Source organism: Polaribacter sargassicola (assembly GCF_021991835.1).
Taxonomy (GTDB): Bacteria; Bacteroidota; Bacteroidia; order Flavobacteriales; family Flavobacteriaceae; genus Polaribacter; species Polaribacter sargassicola.
The window spans coordinates 378480-402803 of sequence record NZ_JAHDAU010000002.1 but is presented as its reverse complement, the minus strand read 5'-3'; the positions used below and the strand labels follow the sequence as shown (position 1 = coordinate 402803).

The window sequence follows — 24324 nt, the reverse complement described above, 5'->3', positions numbered from 1 at the left end:
ATAATTATGAGTTGTAAGTCAGAAAAAAAAGAAATATTAGCAAAAGTTAATGATAAAAAACCAAACATTGTTGTTATCTATTTGGATGATTTGGGCTACGGAGATTTAAGTTCTTACGGTGCAACAGAATTACAAACACCTAATATTGATGCTTTAGCAGAAGGCGGAATTAAATTTACAAACGGATACGCTTCTTCGGCAACTTGTACACCAAGTAGATACGCATTTTTAACAGGTGTATATCCTTGGAGAAATAAAAAAGCAAGAATTTTATCGGGTTCTGCTCCTTTAATAATTAGCGAAACACAACAAACTTTACCAAAAATGCTTAAAAAACAAGGTTACCAAACTGCAATTGTTGGTAAATGGCATCTTGGTTTAGGAAGTGGTAATGTAAATTGGAATGAGAAAATTACGCCAGGACCAAATGAAGTTGGTTTTGATGAATCTTACATTTTAGCGGCAACTCAAGATAGAGTTCCAACGGTTTATATAGATAATGGTTATATAGAAGGTTTAGATAAAAACGATCCCATTCAAGTTAATTATAAAAAGAATTTTGAAGGAGAACCAACAGCTAAATCAAATCCAGAAATGACAACCATGAAATGGCATCACGGACATAATAATAGTATTGTAAACGGAATTCCTAGAATTGGATATATGAAAGGTGGAGATGCTGCAAAATGGTCTGATATTGATATGGCAGATCATTTTTTGCAAAAAGCACAAAATTATGTAAAAAAACATAAAGAAAATCCGTTCTTTTTGTACTATGCAATGCAGCAACCGCATGTACCTAGAACTCCACATCCTAGATTTGTAGGAAAATCTGGTATGGGACCAAGAGGTGATGTTATTTTAGAAGCAGATTGGGTAATTGGTGAGTTTGTAAAAACCTTAGAAAAAGAAGGTGTCTTAGAAAATACGTTAATTGTTTTTTCTAGTGATAACGGACCAGTTTTAAATGATGGTTATTATGATGATGCAGCAGAAAAATTAGGCAAACACGATCCTAAAGGAGGTTTAAGAGGTGGCAAATACAGCTTATTAGAAGCAGGTACAAGAGTGCCTTTTATCACTTATTGGAAAGGAACAATTAAACCTTCTATTTCTGATGCAATTGTTTGTCAAATAGATTTATTAGCTTCTCTGGCTGCTTTAACAGGAATAGAAGAAAGTACGACAGATAGTAAAGAATTGATGAAAACGCTTTTAGGTAAGACAGATAAAGGAAGAGATCATTTAATTATTGAAGCCAATTCTAAAACAGCGCTAAGAAGTGGAGATTGGTTAATGATTCCACCTTATAAAGGTACGCGATTTAACAAAAAAGTAAATATTGATGTTGGTATTTTACCAAAATTTCAATTGTACAATTTAAAGGAAGATGTTGGACAAAAACAAAATTTGGCAGAAGATAAACCTGAAAAATTATTAGAAATGATTGAGACTTTTGAAATACTAAGAGGACAAAAAATAAATAAATTTAAAGACAATTAAAGTTTAAATATTTTTTCAATTGAAACAGCATTGTTTTTTTTAGTTTTTAAAATATAGATGCCTTTTTGTAAGTGACCTAAAGATAGTTTTTTTGTAGAATATTGTTTGTCTATAGTTTTACCAGATAAATCAATAATAGTAGCTTCATCGACTACTTTACTTAAATTTAAGGTGTTATAAAATGGATTGGGGGATATATTTAATTTTTCATTTACAATAATTTCATCAGAAGTATTTAAAGATAGTGTGTCTACATCAATTTCTACAATCCATAATTTTGCAGGAAATAAGAATGTTAAAGATCCTAAAAAAGCAGTATATCTTTCATTAGAAATATAAAGACGATGTTTTGTTGATGTAGTTTCAAAAAGAGTAATTCCTTCTACTTGATTTCCTAAAGAAACAATATTTTCTTTTTTATCTGAAACAGAACCAGAAAAGATATCTAAACTATTGCTTGGGATGTTATGTATAGTATACATAAAAGGTGCTTGAGAATTACTATATCCTGTAAGGTATATTACTTCTTCATTAAAAGAAATATCTGCACCAGTAATAAGGCCATTGGTATTATATGTGCTTTCTAAGTTAGCACTGTAAGTACCGCTATTTTTTGGTAATGAGTAGACATTTACTTTTTTGTCTGCCCAATTTTTGGTAAAAATTAGTAGCTTATCTCCATAAGAAATAAGAGCCTCTGCATCCCAATTTTGGTTATTAAGGTTAGAAGAAAAATCATTTTGATCTGCATAAGAATATGAAATTATTTCTGCTGTAACTTCATTATCACCGTCATCATAATCAGATTTAGAAATTTTATAGATTTTTAAATTAGTTCTGTTTCCAAAATTATTTCCAATATCACCAATATAAATGTAAGAAGCATCTTGGGCAATATCTTCCCAATCTGTAACTGTAGCATTTTTTATTTCAACGGTTCTTGTAATATTGCCAGTAGTGCTATTTATTTCGTATAGTTTAGCATCTTTATCATCATTATGAGTAATAATTTTATTATTGTAAAAGAGTAACCCCGAGGTTTCGTCTAAATCTGGAGTTATTAATTCTGTTATTGCTTCAGCGGTTTGAGAGCTTATTATTGATGTACACAACAACAAGCAAATAAAGGTTAGTTTCTTTTTCACAATTATTTTATTTTTCTTAATCATTTTAGAATATTATTAGGTATAGCAAGCCTAAATACTCAATGGTTAAATATAAGTATAAAATTGTTTTTTTTAAATAAAATAATGATTTTCTGTCTCTTTTACAGAGTATTACGTTTGTTGATGTTTAATTTGTTATAAATTAAATACTTTATATTTTAAGTGTTTAAAAACTAAGTTTTCTTCAATTTTAATAGAAAATAAGGTGTAGAAATTTTTGAATGAACCTATATAAATGATGTAATTCTTTAAAAATTATAGTAAAACTTCAATTTTTTTACTGTTTTTATCTTGTTGCACAGCAATAATTTTAATTTTTTTCTTTCCAACAGGAAAATCGCAAATTAATTCGTCATTTTCTGAGTAACCAAATAAGGCTGCTGCAATTGGTGTTTTAATAGAAACTTTGTTTTTTGTGATATCTTTTTCTGAAGGAATAACAATTTGTAATGTGTTTTTCCATCCATTTTCTGTAGATATTTTAACAATACTATTAAAACGAATTACATCATCTGGCATTTCTTCTTCGTCTATAATTTGTGCAGTATTTAGTTCTTTGGTTAGTTTATTTAATGAATTTTGGGTTTTAAAATCCTGAGAAAACTCAGTGATATTTAATAAACGTTTTAAAAACACGTATTCTTTTTTTTCTATAATTAAATTATGATATTTCATGGTACAAGATTTTTATAATTAAGCTTAAAAAGAGTCTTAATAAAAAAGGATTAATATTACATGAGTTAAAAAGCAATGCTTGTGCCATTAAAAAAAAATGAATGTATGGTTTGTTGTTAAGTAGTTGTTATGTAGTTTTTTACTCTTTTGTTTGATGGGTTTGAAAAAAATAATAATTGAGTTGTAATTACTCGGATGAGTAAAATTATTTACAATTAGTATTTATATTTAAAAGAAAAAAGCCTCAACATTTTATCTGTTAAGGCTTTATTGAACAACTAAAAAAACTAACTTATTTATTATTTAAGAACTTTAATTTCTCCGGCATTTAAAGCATTTTCATAATCTACAGTTACACTTGGTATTGCTTTATAAAACCTACTTCCGTCTGCTTTCTTTATACTTATTTTTGTAGAACCATCGTTTTCTGTGGTTACTTTGGTTACAATAACTTGTTTACCGTTAACTAATTTGTTAGATGCAATACCTCCTCTTTTAATAATTATATTTTTTTTAGGAAAATTAATGTACTTAAAAGCATTATTAGAAGGTTTAATAATTTCTAAAGTATCTCCTTCTTTTATGTCCGTATTTTTTTCCTGACCATTTACACCTAAACTTGCTAAAGCTAACATACCTACTATTAAATAATTTCTCATCTTACTAAATTTTTAAATTAATGGATTCTATTTGTTATTATTACTTTATAAGAAGCAATCCTTAAGCCAAAAAAAACATCTAAAAACTAAATGTGTTTTATGTACTTGATTTTTAGATGCTTATATTTTTTAAAAAGAAAATGACTTATTTTAATAGCGGGTAGTAATTTCTTTGATGAGTAAAATTTAATCGATTTATTTTTCTAATTTTTGGGTTAATGTTTTTCTTGTAATACCTAATATAGTAGCTGCTTTTGTTTTGTTATTATTGGTATGATTTAAAACTTTTTGGATGTATTTTTTTTCAAGCTCTTTAATAGTAATTAATTCTTCTTCAGGGAAATTAATGTTAAACTTTAAAGAATCTGGTAGATGCTCTACATCAATTATTTTATCACACATAATAACAGCACGTTGTATAATGTTTTCTAACTCTCTTATGTTTCCTGGCCAATTATATCGTTCTAATATTTTTAAAGCTTCTGGAGTTATTTTTATAAATCGATCTTTATATTCAACACCATATTTAAACAAAAATTTATCAACTAATAAAGTAATGTCTTCTTTGCGCTCTTTTAGTGGTGCAACATTTATTTCTACAACAGTAAGTCTATAAAATAAATCTTCTCTAAAAGTTTTTTTGGTAATCATCTCTTTTAGATTACTATTTGTTGCAGCTATTATTCGAACATCTACCTTTTCTGCTTTTTGAGCGCCAAGTTTAACAACTTCTTTTTCTTGTAATACTCGTAATAATCTAGATTGTACAGATAAAGAAGCATTGCCAATTTCATCTAAGAAAATAGTACCTCCGTTAGCAGCCTGAAAGAAACCGTTTCGTTCTTTATCTGCACCTGTAAAAGCACCTTTTGTGTAACCAAATAATTCTGCTTCTAAAAGGTTTTCAGGAATTCCGCCACAGTTTACGGCAATAAACGGAGCGTTGGAAAATTTACCTTGATAATGTATGGCTCTTGCAACTAATTCTTTTCCTGTTCCACTTTCACCTTTAATAAATATGGTTGCTTTGTTATTTTTTACTCGTTCGATAATTTGAATAACATCATTTATTTTTTCTGAATTACCAATAATTTCTCCATACTTTTCTTTATTATCTAATTTAGATTTTTCATTGATTTTATTTTTAGCAACGGAATTTTTAAATGAAGCATCAATGGCAGATTTTAACTCGTTTTTTGTAAATGGTTTTGTAAGATAATCTACTACGCCAGATTTTATTGCAACCAATGAATCTTGAACAGAAGGAAAACCTGTAACTACCAATTTTGGTAACTTTGGGTAATGTTCCGATACAAATTTAATCAGCTCAAAACCATCAATTTTGGGCATTTTTAAATCTGTAATTAATAAATCTATATGAGTGTCTTTTAAGATGTTAACAGCCTCTTTAACAGAGATTGCTTTATAGGTATGATAGTTCCAAGATTTAAGATGGCGTTGTAATAATTCTAGAATATTAATATCATCATCTACAATAAGTATATTTTCTTTTTTTAATTGCATAATTTAAGATTTGGGTAGTTTTACAGTAAAACAAGCGCCTTTCTTTTTGTTATTTTTAGCAGTAATTGTTCCGTTGTGGCTAGCTATAATTCCGTGTACAACACTTAAACCAAGACCAGCACCATCTCCGGCAGATTTTGTTGTAAAGAAAGGTTGAAATATTTTATCTAAATCTTTTTCTTTGATTCCTTTTCCTTCATCAGAAATTTTTAAAACAATATGTTGTTCGGTTTCATAAGCTTCTATGGTAACCAAAGAATTTTTAGGCGCAAAATAGATTGCATTAATAATTAAATTAAAAACAATTTGTGTAATTTGTACTGTATCTGCTCTAAGCCATAGCTCTTTATTAGCAATTTTAACTTTGTGTTTAACTTGTTCTTTTCTAAAAGTAGCTTCTAATAATGCAATTGCATTTTTTATGTTTGGTACAATATCTATTTCTTGTTTTTCTTGTGGCATTTTACATGAAAAAAACATTAATTTCTTAACCACTTCTCTAGAAAAAATAGCATTACTTATAATTTTATCTAAATCGTTAGATATTTTTTTATTAGAACCAAAGTCTTCTTTTAACAATTCTGCAAAACCTAAAATATTGGCTAAAGGTGTGTTTAATTCATGGGCTATTCCTGCGGTAAGTTCTCCTAAAATAGTTAAACGATCTGCTCTTTCCATCTGTCTTTTTAAAGAAATTTCATTTTTCTGAATTTCAATTCGTTCTAATAAATTTCCTAATTTTAAAGCAACGCTATCTAATAAGGTTTGTTCTTCTTTAAGAAATAATAAATCTTCTTCTTTCAAAGAAGCTGTAATTTTTCCTTTAACTTTATTAAACAACATAATATTAGAAGAAATTTTATGATTGTTATTTATTGCATCTGTTTTAAAATTTAAGTCAGGAATTTCAATCAAAATTTCGGTTTCCTCAATAAACTGAAACCCCTTTTTTAAACTGAATGCAATTGCTTTTAAAGTATCTAAAATATCTGTTGTATTTGCATTTACAATAATAGAAGATACTTCATGCAAGCAGGTAAGTTCTTTAATTCTTTCTTTTAAAATTTTTTCGGTTGTGTTCAATTTAAGCTGATTTAGATTTTTTTACTCTATAAAAAATGGTAAACTGAAGTATAATACCAATTAAAATTAGAAACCCAATTTCTAAATTAGAAATTAAATTATTGCGATCTAAAGATTTTTGAGTTAAACTAATTAAATTTTTACTTTCTGATGATTGAATTGCAGAAAGGTCATTTAAATCTGATTCTAATGTGTTTAAAAATATTTTTTCAGAATTATTTTTCAATCTTTTTTGTTCTATTTCTTTTAGTTTTTCAAAATCAATTTTTAAGTTGTTAAACGTTTTTGCTTCTTTTACAGTAAGTTCTGTAGTTGCAAAATTATTGATAAGATTATCAAACTGTTTATTTAAGTCGGTTTTATTTTCTTTAGAAGTACTATCTATTAAAATGATTCTTTTTTTATGTATAATTCCTCTCATATTGTATACATATTCTTGTGCAACAACTCTATTATTATGTAGAGATATTAATGCGTTTTGAACAGTTTCAAAATGATTTTTATCAATTCTGTTAGTGGCAAAAACTAATAAGAAAATAATAGTTAATGCTAGTCCAATATTAATACGATTCGAAATACTTATTTTTTTTGACATTTTTTTCTACATTTAAATGAATTAAATATCGGGTAGGTTTTACTCGATTTATACTATTTTAATCATAAATTGATTTTTGTTAGAATATACAATTTAATTACATCAAAAATTATACTTTTTAAAATGGTTTAATGTTAACTATTTGTAAATTAACTGTTTGTATTTGTATTGTGTTTTTTAAAACGAGTAAAAAAGTAAGTTGCGGGTAAAAACTACCCGATTTTAAATTAGGTGATATTACTTAAAGCTTTAATTAAATTTACAAAAGAATGATGATAAGAGCAGTAGTAAACTTATCATCAACGCAAATAAAAAACCCTTACAAACACTGGGTTTATAAGGGTATTCTGTGGAGACGCCGATACCCGAATTAGTAAATCTCTTTAATTGAAAATACTTCGTTATCCCTTTGTTTTATTGGGTTTAATGTTTTTTGTTATTGAATGATATTGAGGTATATTTAATAACGAGTATAAAAACGGACACAAAAACGGACACATTTTTATATATTTGTTTTGCTCAAGTAAATTAAGGTAAATGGCAACGTTACAATTCTTGTATAGAAGTAAAAAAGAAAAAGGAAATTTAACAATACGATTTAGGCATTCCTCTAATATTCATTATAGATACACAACTAAAATTGTATCGAATAAAGAATATTGGTTTACTACAAAAGGAAAGCATAAGAATTTAAATGATATTGCAAATAAAGGAACTGCAGAGGTAAAGAATCATAAAAAAGATTTAGAAGATATTCGAGATAAATTTTTGTTGAAGTTTACAACAGAGTTTAATAGCGGTGTAGTTATTTCAAGAGAATGGTTTAAGGAAACATTATCGGAAATAGTAACGATTGTTATCGATAAATTAGAAATTGAAAAAAGGCAAAAAGCCAAAGAGCAAAAAGAACTTGAAATATTAAATAAAGAGCAAAGCAGTTATAAAACTAATTTAGTTACATCGGCAATTCAAAGAGTTATTGATGTTGAGTATTTTGATAAAAAAGATTCTTTGAGGTTGTATAATCAGCTAAAGTCTAAGATTGTTGTGTATCAAGAAGTAAAAAAGGTAGAGCTTAAAACAAAAGATATTACTCAAGATTTTATTAATAGTTTTTATGCTTTTTTAGTTACTTATTTTAAACATAGTCACGCAACGTCAAATAAACATTGTAAAAGTCTTACGCACGCCGTTCGATACCAAAAAAATGCTTTTCCAAATATTGTCGAGGTTTCACACAATATAAATAGTATTAAATATAAAAGATTGACAAAATCAGAAATAAGGGAACAAAAAGATGAGATTGTAATTCCTTTGTCTTTTGAGGAGTTGGATTTAATACATAATACAGAGGTGCCAACAAGACTTCAAGATGCTAAGAAAACAATTTTGTTTATAAGTGAGGTGGGGTTAAGAGTGTCAGATTTTAATAAACTAACGGATGAGAATATTAAAACCAATAAACAAGGTGTAAAATATTGGGGTTTTTGGAATAAAAAAACTGGTTATGATGTTGTGCTTCCAATCAATAAAAGGATATTAAAATACATAGATTGTTATGGTAAACCTAAGACAACATTTAAAGAAAATGATGATGTAATTTTAAACGAACAAATAAAAGATATTTGTAAAATTGCTGGTATTGATGAGCTTGTTAAAAGTAGAAAGTCACAAAGTGTCATTGTCAACGGTGAGAAAACAAGACGTACAATATCAAAAGTCTATAAAAAATATGAGATTATAACGAATCATAGTTTTAGAAGGACGTTTGCAACTAATTATGTTAAAATTATAGGTGCTTATAACGTAAGGGCTGTAACTGGACATAAAAGTGATGAGATGTTGTATAAATATATTAATGAAAGCGCTATTAATGATGATCAAATAAGTCAAATGTATAGTAGAATGAATGAAAATGCTGATAGGTTGGAACAGAAACATATAAAAACTCAACTTAATATTATCAAAAATGTATCAAATCAATAAAATAGAATTAAAAATCTATTATACTTGGATGTGAAACTCCAAATGCATAAGTAATTTATTTAGCATGGAAATTTTCATTTTTTGTTTTCTCAATTCATCTTTTTTAAGTTTTGTATTCTATTAAGTACTTAATTTATTCTTACTAACTCTCTAATGGGGTTTCCAAACTCAATACAGAATGATTAGTATTAAAAAACTACTAGTTTCTATTTTGAGATAAGGGGGAGGGGTCTTAAAGTAAAAAAAGTACTTTATCTCTTGTGCCGAAATAATTTTAAACTGGGCCTAAATAACTCGACAAAACCTTATATCTGTAATGTTAAATATAAAAATTATGGATAAAAAAGAAGAAGTTGCAAATGACCTAATTATAAAAATGATCAAAGATGGATGTAATTTAATTATTCTCTGGATTAAGAAGAAAAAGCGAGATTAGCATCAAAAAAGAAAACCAACCCAATATGGGTTGGTTTGTTTCTTTACAAAGATTTGTAATAATTAACATAATCATATATGTCAACTTCGTATTCTTTGAAAGTATAATTATCTACAGTTTTATGTGTCGATTCTTTGAATAAGTAACCTTTACTAAACGAACTAGAGTTATACATCCCTCTATTTTCTATTTTAATTGGAATGACACCATTTTTTAATCTAAAAGGGGCATTTTTATATGCGTATTTACATATATAAGCGCAAAATTTAGATTTTGAAAAATCAGCACAAATAAGCTCATTCTTTTCATTAAGAGCTATATAGCATTTTTTAATGTAGCTTGATGTTGAGCTCACTGTCTGTCTGTTTCCAGAACTAGATCTAGGTCTAATTTTTTTCGTTTTGATAAATAGTTTTGAATTTTTAATTAAAGTATTATAAATATCATTCTTATTTACAATTCTAGAAGTTGATTTTTGAAGTAAGCTTTCAAACTTAAATCCTTCATCACAGAAAAAAATCTCTTTTTTAAAAGGCGAAACTTGGTGTTTCATTAAGTTGTTATACGTTTTAAATTCCATAGCTTTAAACGCTATCGAAAATATTTGACATATTTTATCTAATTCATTCTTTAATATCAAAAGCATTGGCTTAACATCGAATACGGTTACCAATTTTGGACTATCAATTAATTGATCTATATACTCCAATAACCCAGCTAAATCTCTGTTTTTTAACTTATTCATAGAGTAGTTGCAGATTAGTTCTAGATAAGGATTATTAGTTTTGATAGATTTTTTGTGATGAGTGGTTAATTTTGTATTGATTCTATCTATATGCATATCTACTTCCAAATCAACATCTTTTATAGATACTTGTTCAGGTTCACTATATTCATTTTCATGTATTTCTAAAGGGAGAAGTAGCTTCGGGCTCTCAATTATTTTAGGAATAATTATGGATTCTAAATTTTTAAGTTTTCCATTTTTAGTGTAACTTAATGGAGTATACTTAGATACCTGATTTAATTGGTTCTCCAAATCTTCAATGTCATCACTTTTTATTTGAGCTTCGTTAGAAAAATATTTTTGATAACTATCCTTTTCACTTTTATGGATATAAGTTTTTTTAGGGCTTCCATAAAGGTTGTCGAAAGGTATTTTCTTTTCTTTATAGTTGTCTTTTGGAGATTTAAGACCAGCTGCCCAATCATTTTTTTGAACTGATGAATTCAAGTTGAATTTGATTTGTTGAAATTGTTGCTGAGCCCACATATCTTTTATATTTCTAACTATTTTAGGATTAGTAATTGTATAAGAGGTCCAAGTTGTTTTTTTAACTTTAAATACTCCTAAGTTATTTTCAGCTAAATAGTCTAAGCCTAGGGTGTAATTCAAAGCTTTAAGATTTTTACCTTTACCAATATTATTACAAGCCCTAACATATGAAGTAATATTTTTAAGGTAACTCTTCCTTTTTGTAGGTGTAAAATTTATTTCTGAATGTATCAGGTTCTTGATAATCTCTAATGCTTTATCATAATCATAATAGTACTTCAATTTAAAATAGCATCGAAACAATTTGTTTATTGCTCTTTCATGCGAACTGTGAAAATCTCCTTCAATTTTACAGATGCTATTTTGAACTTTGACAATTGAAAAATTACCAACTTCTGTATTTGTGGGTTCAATGACTTTATTGGAAGCTTGAATATTAATTTTATATTCTTTATCTAACTTGCTAATAATAGCATAAATGTTTTTTTCATCTTCAATCAAAGTTTTTATGATTTTGTTTTCTAATTCAAGTTGATCTTCGGATATCTCCTTAAGTTGCTCTCCTAGCTCGGTGTGTTTTATGTCAATATTAAATCCTGCATCTTTGGATATGTAATAGTATCCATCCAAAGAGTAAAACCAATCTTCATAAATTCTAGATTCTGTATTTGTCATATTTTTTACTTTTACTTCATTTTGCTCTTTTATAGATTTCGCTTTAATATCATTTAAAGAAATACTAAGAGGGTTTTTTCGAAACTCGTCTAAACCATGTATTTTTTTTGCGACTACCTCTTCATCTAAAATTTGATTAGGGGCTATATTTTCACTTTGTGATAACAAATGAAAATTATATCTATTAATTCCAAGTAAAGTTTTTGAGGTATGACCATAATGAAATTTTCTATTGGAGCGCTCCTCATCTGGCTTAAAGATTTTTGGAAAAAACACAGTGGTTTCACATAATCTGTTTCTAAATCTATTCGTTGCTTGTATTGTGTCGATTGCACTAATGTGACTATATTTATTTCCTAAATCAATGACTACTCCATACTTCTGAGTTGAGGTTTTACCTGCTTTTATGTCATCTTCTGCCAATCCATCTTTATTAATATTGATCCCGTTTATAAAATAATTTGTAGTTAAAACAACATCATAATCCCCAAACTTACTTGATAAGATATTATCAGTACATGCTCCTGTAGATCCAGAATAAAATAATCCGACTTTAATTTTTTTACCTAATTTGGCTTGAATATCTCTGTGTAAAACATCCATCTTTTCTTTATAATTAAAGATGCAGAGTGACTTTCTACCTTGTTTTAGATATTGTTTAATTTGGTTCATTACAACATTATACCTCTTACTATTATCTATAGTGTCTAAATGGACAAGGTTTATAGTTGGGGATTCTGTATACTCTTTTGTAACAACAATCTGGTGAAATAAATCACCAATACTATACTCTTCCATAATTTTAGGAATTATTAATGTTTCTACATTAGGTGTGCCGCTCATAAATATTATGCTAGTTTTAGCATCTGGACATTGAGCGATAAACTCAATTAAATGAAAAATTAAATTGGCAATTGTTTCTGAACGAAAATTTAAATCACTGGTAAGTGCATGACATTCATCTATAAAAATATAGTCAAATGTGGCAAGTTGTGTATGAGTTAAATTTAGTATTTGGTTATAAGTTGTATTTACCAAGAGGTCATTATCATCGGGTAATTGAACACCTTGTAAAGTTTTTTCTGAATCTATGGTTTTAGAGCTTTTAGAATTTGATTTAGAATAAATAACAGTGTCATTTATACCAGAATGTACATTAACTTGTGTTCTATTGTCTCCATTATCATGGTTGTCTTTAGCGGTTTGTGAGCTTATAGACTTGTAAGGAGCGGCTAGTATTGATCTTGCGTAAATTCCATAATTTGGATGTGTTACGATTGAGTTTTTACCTGTCGGTTATGTTCAGTAAGGGGCGTTACTTCTTACCCGGAAGAGGGTATTCCTCTCCAGCTCATGGTTTCCCATAAGATCGGACTATATCTTCAGCTGTTTTAGCTGACATTCGCTTCCACCCACTTGGGGGTACTCCCTCTCGGGATAGTCTCTGAACTTTCAATCATATAAATATTTTTTGTATACCAGTTGATCATTTACATATATTGTTATATGATAGGATGTGCTAAATCCCAAGAGGTATATTTTTTACATGAAAGCTTAGCTGCTGATTAGCGACTTAGCGTAAGTTTTTTATTGTTCACTCACGTACCTTATAGTTTTACAAGGGTTAGCCTTCCAGCAATTCAAATGTTTTATTACCTAGAGATCACCCTCTAGGACGGCACAGGAAGTACCGCATTGAGATCTTAAAGAAAATATTCTCTTATCGGCATATTTAACTTTAATTAGGTTTTTCATAACATCTTTATCAAGATATTCTTTTGGGCCCAATTTAATATCAGGTTCCGTTTCTTCAAGATTTTTAATTAAAGGCAATCTGTTTTTTTTAGCATCAAGATGGAAATTAATTTTCTTTAAAAACTCTGATAGATCAGCATTCTTTTCGCCTTCTTCTTTTAAGTCTAAATTGTATTTATAGTTTTCATAGGCTTTATTAATTAACTTGAAATTTGAGACTTGAGATGAGGTTATCGCAAAATTATCTAGGACATAATCTTTTACTTTTCCTATTTCGAAGACTAATTTATAGAATGAAGCTAGTGTGAGTTCTTTTCTTTTGTCCTCATCATAGTTTTCATCGCTTTTGTTAGCCCAATTATAGTCTCCATGATTTTTGTCTAATTTGTTAGAGCCTAGTGGTATTAATTTCTTTAATTCATTTATGCCCATACTGCCAAAAACACCATATAAAACCCAACTTTGTTTGTTTAAGATTTCATAGCTACTAAACTTTTTCTTTAACCAATTTTTTACCCTAGTATCTTCTTTAGATAAATCAATAATAAAAGTAATTACTTTTTTAAACTTGTCTATTTCAAGCTCTAAATCAAAACCGTTAGCTCTATTTTTTTGGTATAAATGGTAGGCTTCCCTTTTAGAGGTGATACCTTCTTTTTGCATTAGAGCTTTTACTTCAACTTCATGTTTTTTAATATCTTGCTCTTTCTTAATTCTTCTTTGTTCTTTTTCTGCCTCTACGATTTTTGAATATTCAGAGAACACCTTAGGGGCATATTTAAAATGAGTCGCTTTATCAGCAATAAAAGGTAGTAGTGTTAAGCGTTGAGGGTCTTTGGTAGCCGTATCAATATTATCAGCAATTTTAGGAAAATTTTCTGCTAACTCTTTCCAAGCCCCCTCATACCAAATTTTGTGTTTAACCATCATTTCTCCTCTTTCTTCACTGGCAAAATCGTTTATGAAATCCTCATTAGAAGTATCTACCTGGCAAAATAATTTAAATCCATTTCCACTTGGTGATACAAAAGCCATATATGGCTTTACATTTTTTGTGCCTTTCCAAACTTTATTCATCCATTTTAGAGTTGTCTCTTCATCTCCAATCTTATCAAAATCAAAAACAAACCTACCTGTATGTATGAACTCCATCTTCTCTTTATCTCTTGTATCCGTATCTAAAGAGATCATGATAAAAGGCAAGAAAGGTTTTACCAATTTTACATCTCCATTTGCGGTATCTAATAATCTCTTTATAGAGCTTGTTGGGTTTGTCATTTCTTCAATAAGTTCTGATTCCGTTATCTGATCAGCAATAAAATCATCATTCTTTCCAAAGGACCGCATGCTGGATTGCCACTTGAAATGAAACCCAAGGTAATCCTTAAGGAAAAACTTAAGTGAATAACCTAAGTTACTGTTTAGTTCTTCAAAATCTTGATGATGATTGGTAATAAAGTCGGAACAATAATTTAAAACATTTTTGCTTTTGTCTCTTTTGAAATAACCTTGGGCTAATAATTTTAGCAATTCTTGTTCTTTTTGAGTCATTTTTTTATACAGAGCTCCTGTAGTTAGGAATTTGTAAATTGACTCGTTTGTTGTGTGTGTTGCAAAATAATAGTAGTTCTTACTCATATAATCTATTTAATGCATTAATAAACTTCTTATGTGTACCAGTTGGAAATTACAACTTATTAGTTATAAATAGTATGTGCTAATTGTCAAGTGGTACACTCAAAATAGTATATATAAGGTCAAGTGCGATTAAGTCGCTGTTTGGGGTTTTGCTTATTATTTAAGCATGATTAAGTTTCGAATTCATAAAAGAAAGTTATGAAGTAATTCAGAAATACAGCAAACCAAGACTACATCAAAAAAAACATGGAATCATTTGTTTTGATGATTTAGGAACCGAAAGCAACCTAGAATACTTTAGTTCAAACTTTTTTGAATCAAATAAACACTTATACTTATGGGGAGGGTTGGTAAACTCGGTAATGCTGGGACACCTCAACAATATCAAGGGGTACAGCGATTATTTTATTGGTAAAGAGTTGGTTAACGTGGTAAGCATTTTTTAAGCTGTCTCTTTAGAATTACTCATTAATCACGTGGCTCAGTTTAAAAAAAAATCTTTTCTTATAGTTCTCTTTATTCTCTAATCGAATCAAAAGCTCTTTCTTGTTCAATTTTTTATACAAAATACCCTCTCTATTGATTTAGATAGAGATTTTATTTATCCTTTTTTTTTTTTTTTTGCAAATCATCAGTTTAAACTAAAAACAGGTAAATATGCTAATGGAGAGTTTGCACATCTCGAAAAAGGTATCTTACAGTTTTATAAGGAAGAATTAGAAACAGATAATCTTTTGTTTATTGAAAAAGTCATTAAAACTGGATTAGGGAAACTTAAGATTGGAAATAATGATAAATGTACAATTTGTGGTGATAAGAAATTTAAAAAAAGTTGTAAACCAAAAGTTTTAGCTATTGAAAAATATGGAATTAAACAGCTTGAAAAAGATTTAAATATTATTAGTAATGAAATTTTAAAATATAAAAGCCTATAGTTTTTCTACCATTTCATTTTCTGTAACCTCACAGCATTTAAAATAGCTAATAATGCTACTCCCACATCTGCAAAAACTGCTTCCCACATTGTGGCTAAACCACCTGCTCCTAATATCAAGACAATGACTTTAACACCAAAAGCTAAAATGATATTCTGCCAAACGATTTTTCGTGTGGAACGACTTATTTTAATCGCTCTCACGACTTTTGAAGGTTGGTCTGTTTGAATGATGACATCTGCTGTCTCTATTGCGACATCACTACCTAAACCACCCATTGCAATACCAACATTACTCGCTGCTAAAACAGGTGCATCGTTAATACCATCACCTATAAAAGCTACTTTATTTTCAGGATTCTTCTTTAAAGATTCAACTTCGTTTAATTTATCTTCTGGTAGTAAACCACCTTTAGCATTTTCGATATTCAACTCTTTAGCGACTTGTTGCGTGATGGAATCTTTATCACCGGAAAGCATCATAATATTTTCGATACCTACTTTGTGTAATGCTGTAATAGTTTCTTTTGCATCTTCCTTTAATTCATCTGCTATGACTACATAACCTGCAAATTGACTATCGATTGCAACTAAAACGATAGATTCTACAATAGATTCCGTTTCAAATGGAACATCAATATTATTAGAGGTCATTAAGGCTTTATTTCCTACTAAAACTGTTTTACCATTTACAATCCCTCTTAAACCTTTACCTGCAATTTCAGATACTTCGGTAGCTTCAAAATCTTCTCCTTCTGCTTTATACTCTAAAATTGCTTTAGCAATTGGATGCGTGGATTGTTCTTCCATCGCCATTAAGTATTGCATAAATTCGGTTTCATTCCAACCGATTGCTTTTACTTCTTTGATTTTAAAAACACCTTTGGTAACTGTTCCTGTTTTGTCCATTACCAAAGTATTTATCTTGGTCATTGCATCTAAAAATGAAGCACCTTTAAATAAGATTCCATTTTTTGAAGCTGCTCCCAATCCACCGAAATATCCTAAAGGAATTGAAATTACCAACGCACAAGGACAAGATATTACCAAGAAAATTAATGCTCTGTATAACCAATCTCTAAATACATAATCATCTACAAAAAAGTAAGGTATAAAAGTAACACCAATAGCTAAAAACACTACAATTGGTGTGTAGATACGAGCAAACTGTCTAATAAATAATTCTGTTTTAGATTTGCGTGCTGTCGCATTTTGAACCAAGTCTAATATTCTCGCTATAGAACTATCTTCAAACTTATTGGTTACCTCAACTTCAATAACGCTTTCTAAATTAATACTACCTGCATAAACCTTGGCTTCCTTTTGAATAGAATCTGGTTTGCTTTCGCCTGTTAATGCTGCAGTATTTAAAGATGCTTTTTCGGATAATAAAATACCATCCAATGGAATTTTTTCACCTACACGAACTTGAATTTTCTCTCCAATATTTACAGCTTCTGGCGACACACTTATATAGTCACCATCACGAAATACATTGGCTTCTTTTGGCCTAACATCCAATAATGCTTTAATATTTCCTTTTGCTCTATTTACTGCTGCATTTTGAAATAATTCTCCTACTGCATAAAACAACATTACTGCTACACCCTCTGGATATTCACCAATTATAAACGCACCAATAGTAGCAATGGACATTAAAAAGAACTCTGTAAAAATATCACCCTTTTTAATACTATTCCAACCCTCTTTTACTACTGGAAAACCTACAGGCAAATATGCTATACTGTACCAAACAATACGAGTCCAATTCTTAAAAAAAGAAACATCAAAATAATCTAATCCTATTCCAATGATAAGCATTGTAAAACTTATGATTGCAGGCACATAGGTTCTAAATGAACTACTATTTCCGTGGTCGTGGTCGTGACCATCATCGTGAGAATGTTGTTCTTCTGAATTTGGTTGTAAATCTCTTAAATTGATTTTCTTTTTCTTCATTTTGAATTGAATAAATTTTTAATATCATTAGATATAGGCATAGATTTTAATGGTGGTACGTTTGCACCGCCTGTGTTACCAAGTGGCACGTGGTCAATAAATGATTTCCAACCACCAACAAGTAACCTAATAATTTGGCCGAGTACTTCTTTAGTATCTTTTTGCATAAATCCAAACTTTAGCATTAACCAATGTGAATAGGTATGTTCTATTGGGTAAGATTGCCCTATGATATGACTGCGTTCTAAATGATACCAAGCATTACTATACTGCTTATTTTCTAAACAGAAACTATATCGTTTTAATTCTTCGTTATAAGCCTGTTTAAGAGATTTAGGTATTTTAGTATTAAACTTCATATCCACTAATTTTTCATAAAAATAACCTAATAGTAAGTGCAATGGAAGTGCATTTGTTATCTACTACACTTATCACATATACCTTTTACAACCAAGTTTACATTTTCTGAAACAAAGCCATCAGGCACTTTAATTTTTGGTATTTTATGGTCTGTTAAGCAAATGGTTTCATTACAATTGTTACAATGGAAATGTAAGTGTAAATCTTTATTTATATCACAACTACAACCTTGTTCACATAAAGCATATTTGGTAATACCTGTACCATCATCTATTTGATGAACAATATCCTTTTCTTCAAAAGTTTTAATAGTTCTGTATAAGGTAGTTCTATCTGCTTTTTCAAAAGCATTTTCTATATCACTTAATGTTACTGCTACTTGTTTATTTACAAGAAACTTATAAATCAATAAACGCATTGCCGTAACGCGAATATTTTTTAACTCTAATAATTGTTCTATGGTTTGCATAATCTAATGTTCGTGTTCTGCTTCGCCTTTTTTCATTTCGGCTATTAAATAATACGCATTGTTATAAGCGAATTTTGTGATTTTATCTTGTTCTTCAGTAAATTGAACAGCTACCCAATTGCCATCTTTTGCTCCTAAAAGCACTTCAATAGGTTTAAAACTCCAATCGTCATTTTCTTTTTCTGCCGAAAACACGAAAAATCTATCACCTTCTTTTACTATCGCACTTTCGGGCAATGCCATAGTTTGTGTGTTTTCTGTTTGAATTTTTCCTTGAATATACATTCCAGGAATTAAGTTACCTTTCTTGTTTTCAATTTCAGCGTGTACGTGTACTGCTTTAGGGTCATCTTCAAATGTTTTGCTTACGGAATAGATTTCTGCTGTTAATTCTTCATCTTGAATTGTTTGTATATTAAAGCTTACTTTTTGACCTTTTTTTACTTTATACACATCTTTTTCAAATACCATTAAGTCGGCGTGAACGTGATGCGTATTTACTATTTCAAAAAGTTCGGTTTGAGGTTCAACATACTGTCCTGTTTTTACTTCTACCTTTTGCACATAGCCTTCAATAGGACTGCGTAATGATATACTTTGAGCAATTGTTCCATTTCGTACTGATGACGTGTTTATATTTAATAGTTTCAATTGGGCTTCCAATCCATTTACCATTGCTTTAGAGGCATCATATTCGGCTTCGGCCTTTTGAAAATTTGCACCAGAGCCAACTCCTGCATCATATAATTTTTGTTGACGCTCAAAGTTCTTCTTTAAAAAACTACTATTGCTAAAAGCATTCAAATAATCGGTTTGCATTTGAATAATATTTGGATGTGAAAGAGATGCCACAACTTGACCTTTATTCACTTTGTCTCCTTCAATCACTTTTATGGATAACACATTTGCACCAACAACTGAAGTGATGGCAGCCTCATTTTGCGGTGGTACTTCTAATGTTCCATTTGCTTCAACATAACCACTCATATTGCGTAATGCCAAGGTGTCGACTTTCATTTTTAAGGCTTCAAACTGTTGTTGTGTAAGCATTACTTCTTCGCTCTCATTATGTTCTTCGTTAACTTTTATATTTTGTTCTTCATCGTGGGAAGAACCATTATTATCTTTATTTCCGCACGCTGAAACAACAATAGTTAACACGATTACGGTAAAGATTTTATATATTTTGTTTTTCATTGTCTTATTGATTAAAATATTGTAATTGAAATGTACTTTCTAAATAGTTTACTAAAGCTGATTGGGCTTCCAATTCAGATTGAATGGCTTCTTTTATCAGTTGCGTAAATGCTGTATAATTTATTTCGCCTTCACTGTATGCCACTAATGCACCTGTTTTTTGCTCTTTTGTTAATGGTAGTACTTGGTCTTTATAAAATGCCCAAGATGTTTTCCATTTGATATAATTTTCTTTAGCCTGAACAAACCTTGATTGTACTTCCTGTTTTTTGAACGCTACATTTGTTTCTGCTATTTCTTTATTAATTCTCGCACTTCTAACCTGTGCTTTGTTAGTACCTGATAAAAACGGAATGGAAATACCTGCTTGGTAGGTGTAAAATCCTGAATTGCCATTTACTTTCTGTAAACCACCTTGTAAATTGAATTTTGGTAAATTATCTGCTTTTGCAGCTTTGTATTTGGCATCCGCTTCATCTACAATATTCTGTGACATACTGTACAACGGATGATTTTCAATATTGAATGTTTCTATATCTATAGCTGCATCAAATTCATTTGAAACCGTAAAAATTTCTTCAGAAACCAACCATAAATTGAATTGCTGTAAAGCAATAAGATAATTACTATAGGCTTGCGCTTTTTTATTTTGAATTTGAAACGCTTGATTTTTAGCTGCCGAATACTCTAACTTGGAAATGGCTTCTACTTCATAATTTAAAGCTACTGCTTGTTGGAATTTGGAATAAATGGAATCTAATTCTTTATACAATTGATAGTTTCTCTTCATTTGATAGCATTTTGACCAAGCCTTTTTGACTTCCAATTCCAATTCCAATTCGGAAAGTTGAAATGCTTTTTTAGCCAATAGTATCCTTTGTTCTTGTAGCTTTTTTTTAGAACCAATACCAAATACATCAATATTAGATTGACCAACACCTATGGTTGTATAAATGCCATTACCATTATCAATTTCTTCTCCACCTGTAAAAATTTGAGTAGAACCAAAATCATAGGCAGTCGCTTTTAATTGTTCTTGTTTTGTGATTTCCAATTGCTGTTGTTTTAGTATTGGATAATTACTTTTTGCGAGTTCAACAGCTTCTTGTACTGAAATTTCGGGAATTGTATCATTCAACTCTTGTGCATTACTTTTTAGTGAAAAGCCAAATAGTAATAATACTAATGCTGTTGCTGTAACCAACTTTTTATTTGGTTTAAACCTAAATGATTTATTTTCTACCCAATGGTATAAAATAGGTAAAACGAATAATGTTAATAGTGTAGAGGTTAACAAACCACCAATAACTACAGTTGCTAAAGGACGTTGTACTTCTGCACCTGCTGATGATGAAATAGCCATTGGTAAAAAGCCTAATACATCTGTAAAAGCAGTTAGCATAATAGGTCTGATTCTTCGTTTAGTTCCTTCTATAATTCTATCTTTTAGATTGGTAATACCCTCTTCTTTTAACTCATTCAGACCACTAATCATTACTAATCCGTTTAATACTGCAACACCAAACAACACAATAAAACCAACACCTGCCGAGATACTAAATGGCATATCTCGTAACCACAACGCTACAACACCACCAATCGTTGCCATTGGGATTGCGATGTAAATCATCAAGGTTTGTGGTAAGGATTTTAATGCAAAATAAATCAGTACAAAAATGAGTAACAAGGCAATAGGAACAACAGTTTGTAAACGGTTACTGGCACGTTCTAAATTTTCAAAAACACCACCATAACGAATGAAATAACCTGATGGCAGTTCTAATTGTGCATCTAATTTAGTTTTAATTTCTTCTACCAATGATTTTACATCACGACCTCTAACATTGACACCTACATAAGTTCTTCTGTTGGTATTGTCTCTACTGATTTGCATTGGACCAGCTTTGTAGCTAACATCCGCAATTTCACGTAATGGAATTTGAGAGCCAGAAGGTAGATTAATGTAGAGGTTTTGAACATCTGTTATGTCTTTACGATTACGAGAACTTAATCTAACTACTAAATCAAACCGCTTTTCACCTTCAAAAATAACACCTGCAGTTCCACCTGCAAATGCGGATTGTACAATTTGGTTTAAGGTATTAATTTGAAGTCCGTATTGTGCCAATTTATTTCTATTATATGAAATGGTCATTTGCGGCAAACCTGTTGTAGCTTCCGCTTTCATATCTCCAATACCTTCTGTACCAGCAATAATTTTAGATATTTCTTCTGCTTTTTGAGATAGCACCTCTATATCTTCACCATAAAGTTTAATAGCAATGTCTTCTCGGACACCTTCGAGCAATTCATTAAAACGCATTTCAATAGGTTGTGTAAATTCATAATTCACACCAGGAACGATTTCAACCGCTTCTTTCATCTTCTCTATCAATTCATCTTTAGAAGTAGATGTTGTCCATTCGCTTTTTGGTTTCAAGATTACAAAAACATCGGCTAAATCCATTGGCATTGGGTCTGTTGGAATTTCTGCAACACCAATACGACTAACTATTTTTTCAACTTCTGGAAACTTTGCTTTTACAATTTGTTCAATTTTTGTTGTCGTTTCAATCGTTTCTGTAAGTGAGCTTCCGGGTTTTAAAATGGCGTGAAATGCAATGTCGCCTTCATCTAATTGTGGAATAAATTCGCCGCCCATTCTCGTGAACATAAAGACTGTAATTCCGAATAGCACGACTGCAACACCAATAATCCATTTTCCTTTTTGCAATGCCTTTACCAATAAGGGTTGGTACTTATCCTCAACCCAATGCACAAGTCTATCGCCATACGATTTTTTATCACTTTTTGGTGCTCTTAACACCAATGAAGACATCATTGGTACGTAGGTTAAACATAGCACCATTGCACCAATCATTGCGAAAATAAAGGTCAATGCCATAGGTTTAAACATTTTTCCTTCAATACCTTCTAATGCTAATATTGGTAGAAATACAATAAGAATAATCAGCTGGCCGAAAAAGGCAGCATTCATCATTTTTTTTGAGGCATCTGCTGCTACACCATCACGTTCTTTGGATGACAGTTTCCTTTTCTTAAGGACTTGTGAAGCAATTAGAAAAACGGTGCTTTCTACAATTATCACAGCACCATCAACAATAATTCCGAAATCTATTGCTCCTAAACTCATTAGGTTAGCCCAAACATCAAACACATTCATTAGTATAAATGCGAATAATAGTGATAATGGAATTGTTGAAGCTACTATTAAACCACCACGCCAATTGCCTAATAAGAAAATAAGAACAAAAATGACTATCAATGCGCCTTCAATAAGATTTGTTGCAACCGTTGAAGTTGTTTCTGCTATTAATTTGCTTCGGTCTAACAAAGGTTCGATAATAATTCCTTCTGGCAATGATTTTTCGATTTGAGCCATTCGTACTTTAACATTCTCAATAACATCGTTTGAATTTGCACCTTTAAGCATCATTACCAAACCACCAACTACTTCACCTTCGCCATCTTGTGTTAAAGCACCATAACGAATAGCAGCACCAAATTGTACCGTAGCAATGTCGCCAACGGTAATTGGAATATTGTTAGTGTTTTTAACCGTAATCTTTTTAATATCCTCTAAACTACGTACCAAACCTTCTCCACGAATAAAATTGGCTTGGTGGTTCTTTTCAATGTATGCTCCACCTGTGTTTTGATTATTAGCTTCAAGAGCTTCAAAAACATCGGTAATTGTTAAACCAATAGCTTTTAGTTCGTTTGGGTCGACAGCAACTTCGTACTGTTTAATTTTTCCACCTATGGCATTTACCTCAACTACACCTTCTACCATTGCCATTTGACGTTGTACAATCCAATCTTGCATTGTGCGCAAATCAGTAACTGAATATTTGTCTTTATACTCTGGTTTTACTTTAAGTGTGTATTGATAGATTTCTCCTAATCCAGAAGAGATAGGTCCCATAGCAGGTTCGCCAAAACCACTTGGAATTTGTTCTTTAACTTCGTTTAGCTTTTCGGCTACTAATTGACGTGGTAGATAGGTTCCCATATAATCGTCAAAAACAATAGTAACCACAGATAAACCAAAACGAGAAATGGAACGGATTTCCTTTACATCAGGTAGGTTGCTCATTGCAACTTCTACTGGATAGGTTACAAATTGTTCAATATCCTCTGTACCTAAATTGGGTGCTTGTGTAATAACCTGTACTTGGTTGTTGGTAATATCTGGAACAGCATCGATGGGCACTTGGGTCATACTCCAAATACCTGCTCCAACAATGGTAAGCGTTAGCAAACCAATAATGAATTTGTTATTGATTGAAAAATCAATGATTTTATTAATCATAGTGAATATGTTAATTCAGTTAAACTTATTGATATAATTCGTGAAAAATAGAATTACATGAGATTTAAAGAACCTTTAGGTTCTAAATTGGATATAATTAT

Annotated in this window: 16 protein-coding genes; 3 read left to right on the top strand and 13 right to left on the bottom strand. The window is 30.1% G+C overall.

The features are described 5' to 3' along the window. Window positions 1-6: 6 nt before the first annotated feature. Window positions 7-1503 (top strand): sulfatase family protein, encoded by a 1497-nt coding sequence (locus KI686_RS05145; protein ID WP_237588193.1) that lies wholly within the window; start codon window positions 7-9, stop codon window positions 1501-1503. Here the strand turns inward: KI686_RS05145 and KI686_RS16880 are convergent. From KI686_RS16880 to KI686_RS05115, 6 genes are all read right to left on the bottom strand, one after another. After that, window positions 1500-2648, bottom strand: a complete 1149-nt coding sequence (locus KI686_RS16880; RefSeq protein WP_237588192.1) for a T9SS type A sorting domain-containing protein — start codon at window positions 2646-2648, stop codon at window positions 1500-1502. The two genes, KI686_RS05145 and KI686_RS16880, sit on opposite strands and share 4 nt — an antisense overlap. 276 nt (window positions 2649-2924) lie before the next feature. Beyond that, window positions 2925-3344, bottom strand: coding sequence for a GreA/GreB family elongation factor (locus tag KI686_RS05135; protein ID WP_237588191.1), 420 nt, complete (start codon window positions 3342-3344; stop codon window positions 2925-2927). A gap of 299 nt (window positions 3345-3643) precedes the next feature. After that, entirely contained in the window at window positions 3644-4003 is a 360-nt protein-coding gene (locus tag KI686_RS05130; protein ID WP_237588190.1) for a hypothetical protein, read from the bottom strand. 195 nt (window positions 4004-4198) lie between these two features. After that, a complete protein-coding gene (locus KI686_RS05125; protein ID WP_237588189.1) occupies window positions 4199-5527 on the bottom strand; it encodes a sigma-54-dependent transcriptional regulator in 1329 nt (442 codons plus the stop codon). A gap of 3 nt (window positions 5528-5530) precedes the next feature. Then, complete coding sequence (locus KI686_RS05120) at window positions 5531-6610, bottom strand: sensor histidine kinase (protein WP_237588188.1); 1080 nt, start codon at window positions 6608-6610, stop codon at window positions 5531-5533. A gap of 1 nt (window position 6611) precedes the next feature. Then, on the bottom strand, window positions 6612-7205 hold the full coding sequence (locus KI686_RS05115; protein WP_237588187.1) for a hypothetical protein: 594 nt from the start codon (window positions 7203-7205) through the stop codon (window positions 6612-6614). Window positions 7206-7742: 537 nt separating this feature from the next. On the opposite strand from KI686_RS05115, the gene KI686_RS05110 reads away from it, so the two are divergent. Beyond that, complete coding sequence (locus tag KI686_RS05110; RefSeq protein ID WP_237588186.1) at window positions 7743-9191, top strand: tyrosine-type recombinase/integrase; 1449 nt, start codon at window positions 7743-7745, stop codon at window positions 9189-9191. Between the two features lie 479 nt (window positions 9192-9670). Here the strand turns inward: KI686_RS05110 and KI686_RS05105 are convergent, their stop codons facing one another. Together KI686_RS05105 and KI686_RS05100 are read right to left on the bottom strand one after the other, a co-directional pair. Then, on the bottom strand, window positions 9671-12616 hold the full coding sequence (locus KI686_RS05105; protein ID WP_237588185.1) for a DEAD/DEAH box helicase family protein: 2946 nt from the start codon (window positions 12614-12616) through the stop codon (window positions 9671-9673). 618 nt (window positions 12617-13234) lie between these two features. Further along, a complete protein-coding gene (locus KI686_RS05100; protein ID WP_237588184.1) occupies window positions 13235-14884 on the bottom strand; it encodes a BT4734/BF3469 family protein in 1650 nt (549 codons plus the stop codon). 821 nt (window positions 14885-15705) lie between these two features. Between KI686_RS05100 and KI686_RS05095 the strand changes: the two genes are divergently transcribed. Next, on the top strand, window positions 15706-15906 hold the full coding sequence (locus KI686_RS05095) for a hypothetical protein (protein ID WP_237588183.1): 201 nt from the start codon (window positions 15706-15708) through the stop codon (window positions 15904-15906). 5 nt (window positions 15907-15911) lie between these two features. Here the strand turns inward: KI686_RS05095 and KI686_RS05090 are convergent, their stop codons facing one another. The 5 genes from KI686_RS05090 to KI686_RS05070 are packed head-to-tail and all read right to left on the bottom strand — an operon-like array spanning window position 15912 to window position 24223. Continuing rightward, complete coding sequence (locus KI686_RS05090; protein ID WP_237588182.1) at window positions 15912-17864, bottom strand: heavy metal translocating P-type ATPase; 1953 nt, start codon at window positions 17862-17864, stop codon at window positions 15912-15914. Beyond that, the gene (locus KI686_RS05085) at window positions 17861-18223 is read right to left on the bottom strand and encodes a DUF3703 domain-containing protein (protein WP_237588181.1); all 363 of its coding nucleotides are present in this window, start codon (window positions 18221-18223) and stop codon (window positions 17861-17863) included. The genes KI686_RS05090 and KI686_RS05085 overlap by 4 nt, the downstream gene beginning before the upstream one ends. Before the next feature lie 56 nt (window positions 18224-18279). Continuing rightward, on the bottom strand, window positions 18280-18693 hold the full coding sequence (locus KI686_RS05080; RefSeq protein WP_237588180.1) for a Fur family transcriptional regulator: 414 nt from the start codon (window positions 18691-18693) through the stop codon (window positions 18280-18282). A gap of 3 nt (window positions 18694-18696) precedes the next feature. Further along, window positions 18697-19890: an efflux RND transporter periplasmic adaptor subunit gene (locus KI686_RS05075; protein WP_237588179.1), complete on the bottom strand. Its 1194-nt coding sequence runs from the start codon at window positions 19888-19890 to the stop codon at window positions 18697-18699. 4 nt (window positions 19891-19894) lie between these two features. Next, window positions 19895-24223, bottom strand: a complete 4329-nt coding sequence (locus KI686_RS05070; protein WP_237588178.1) for a CusA/CzcA family heavy metal efflux RND transporter — start codon at window positions 24221-24223, stop codon at window positions 19895-19897. Window positions 24224-24324: the final 101 nt, after the last annotated feature.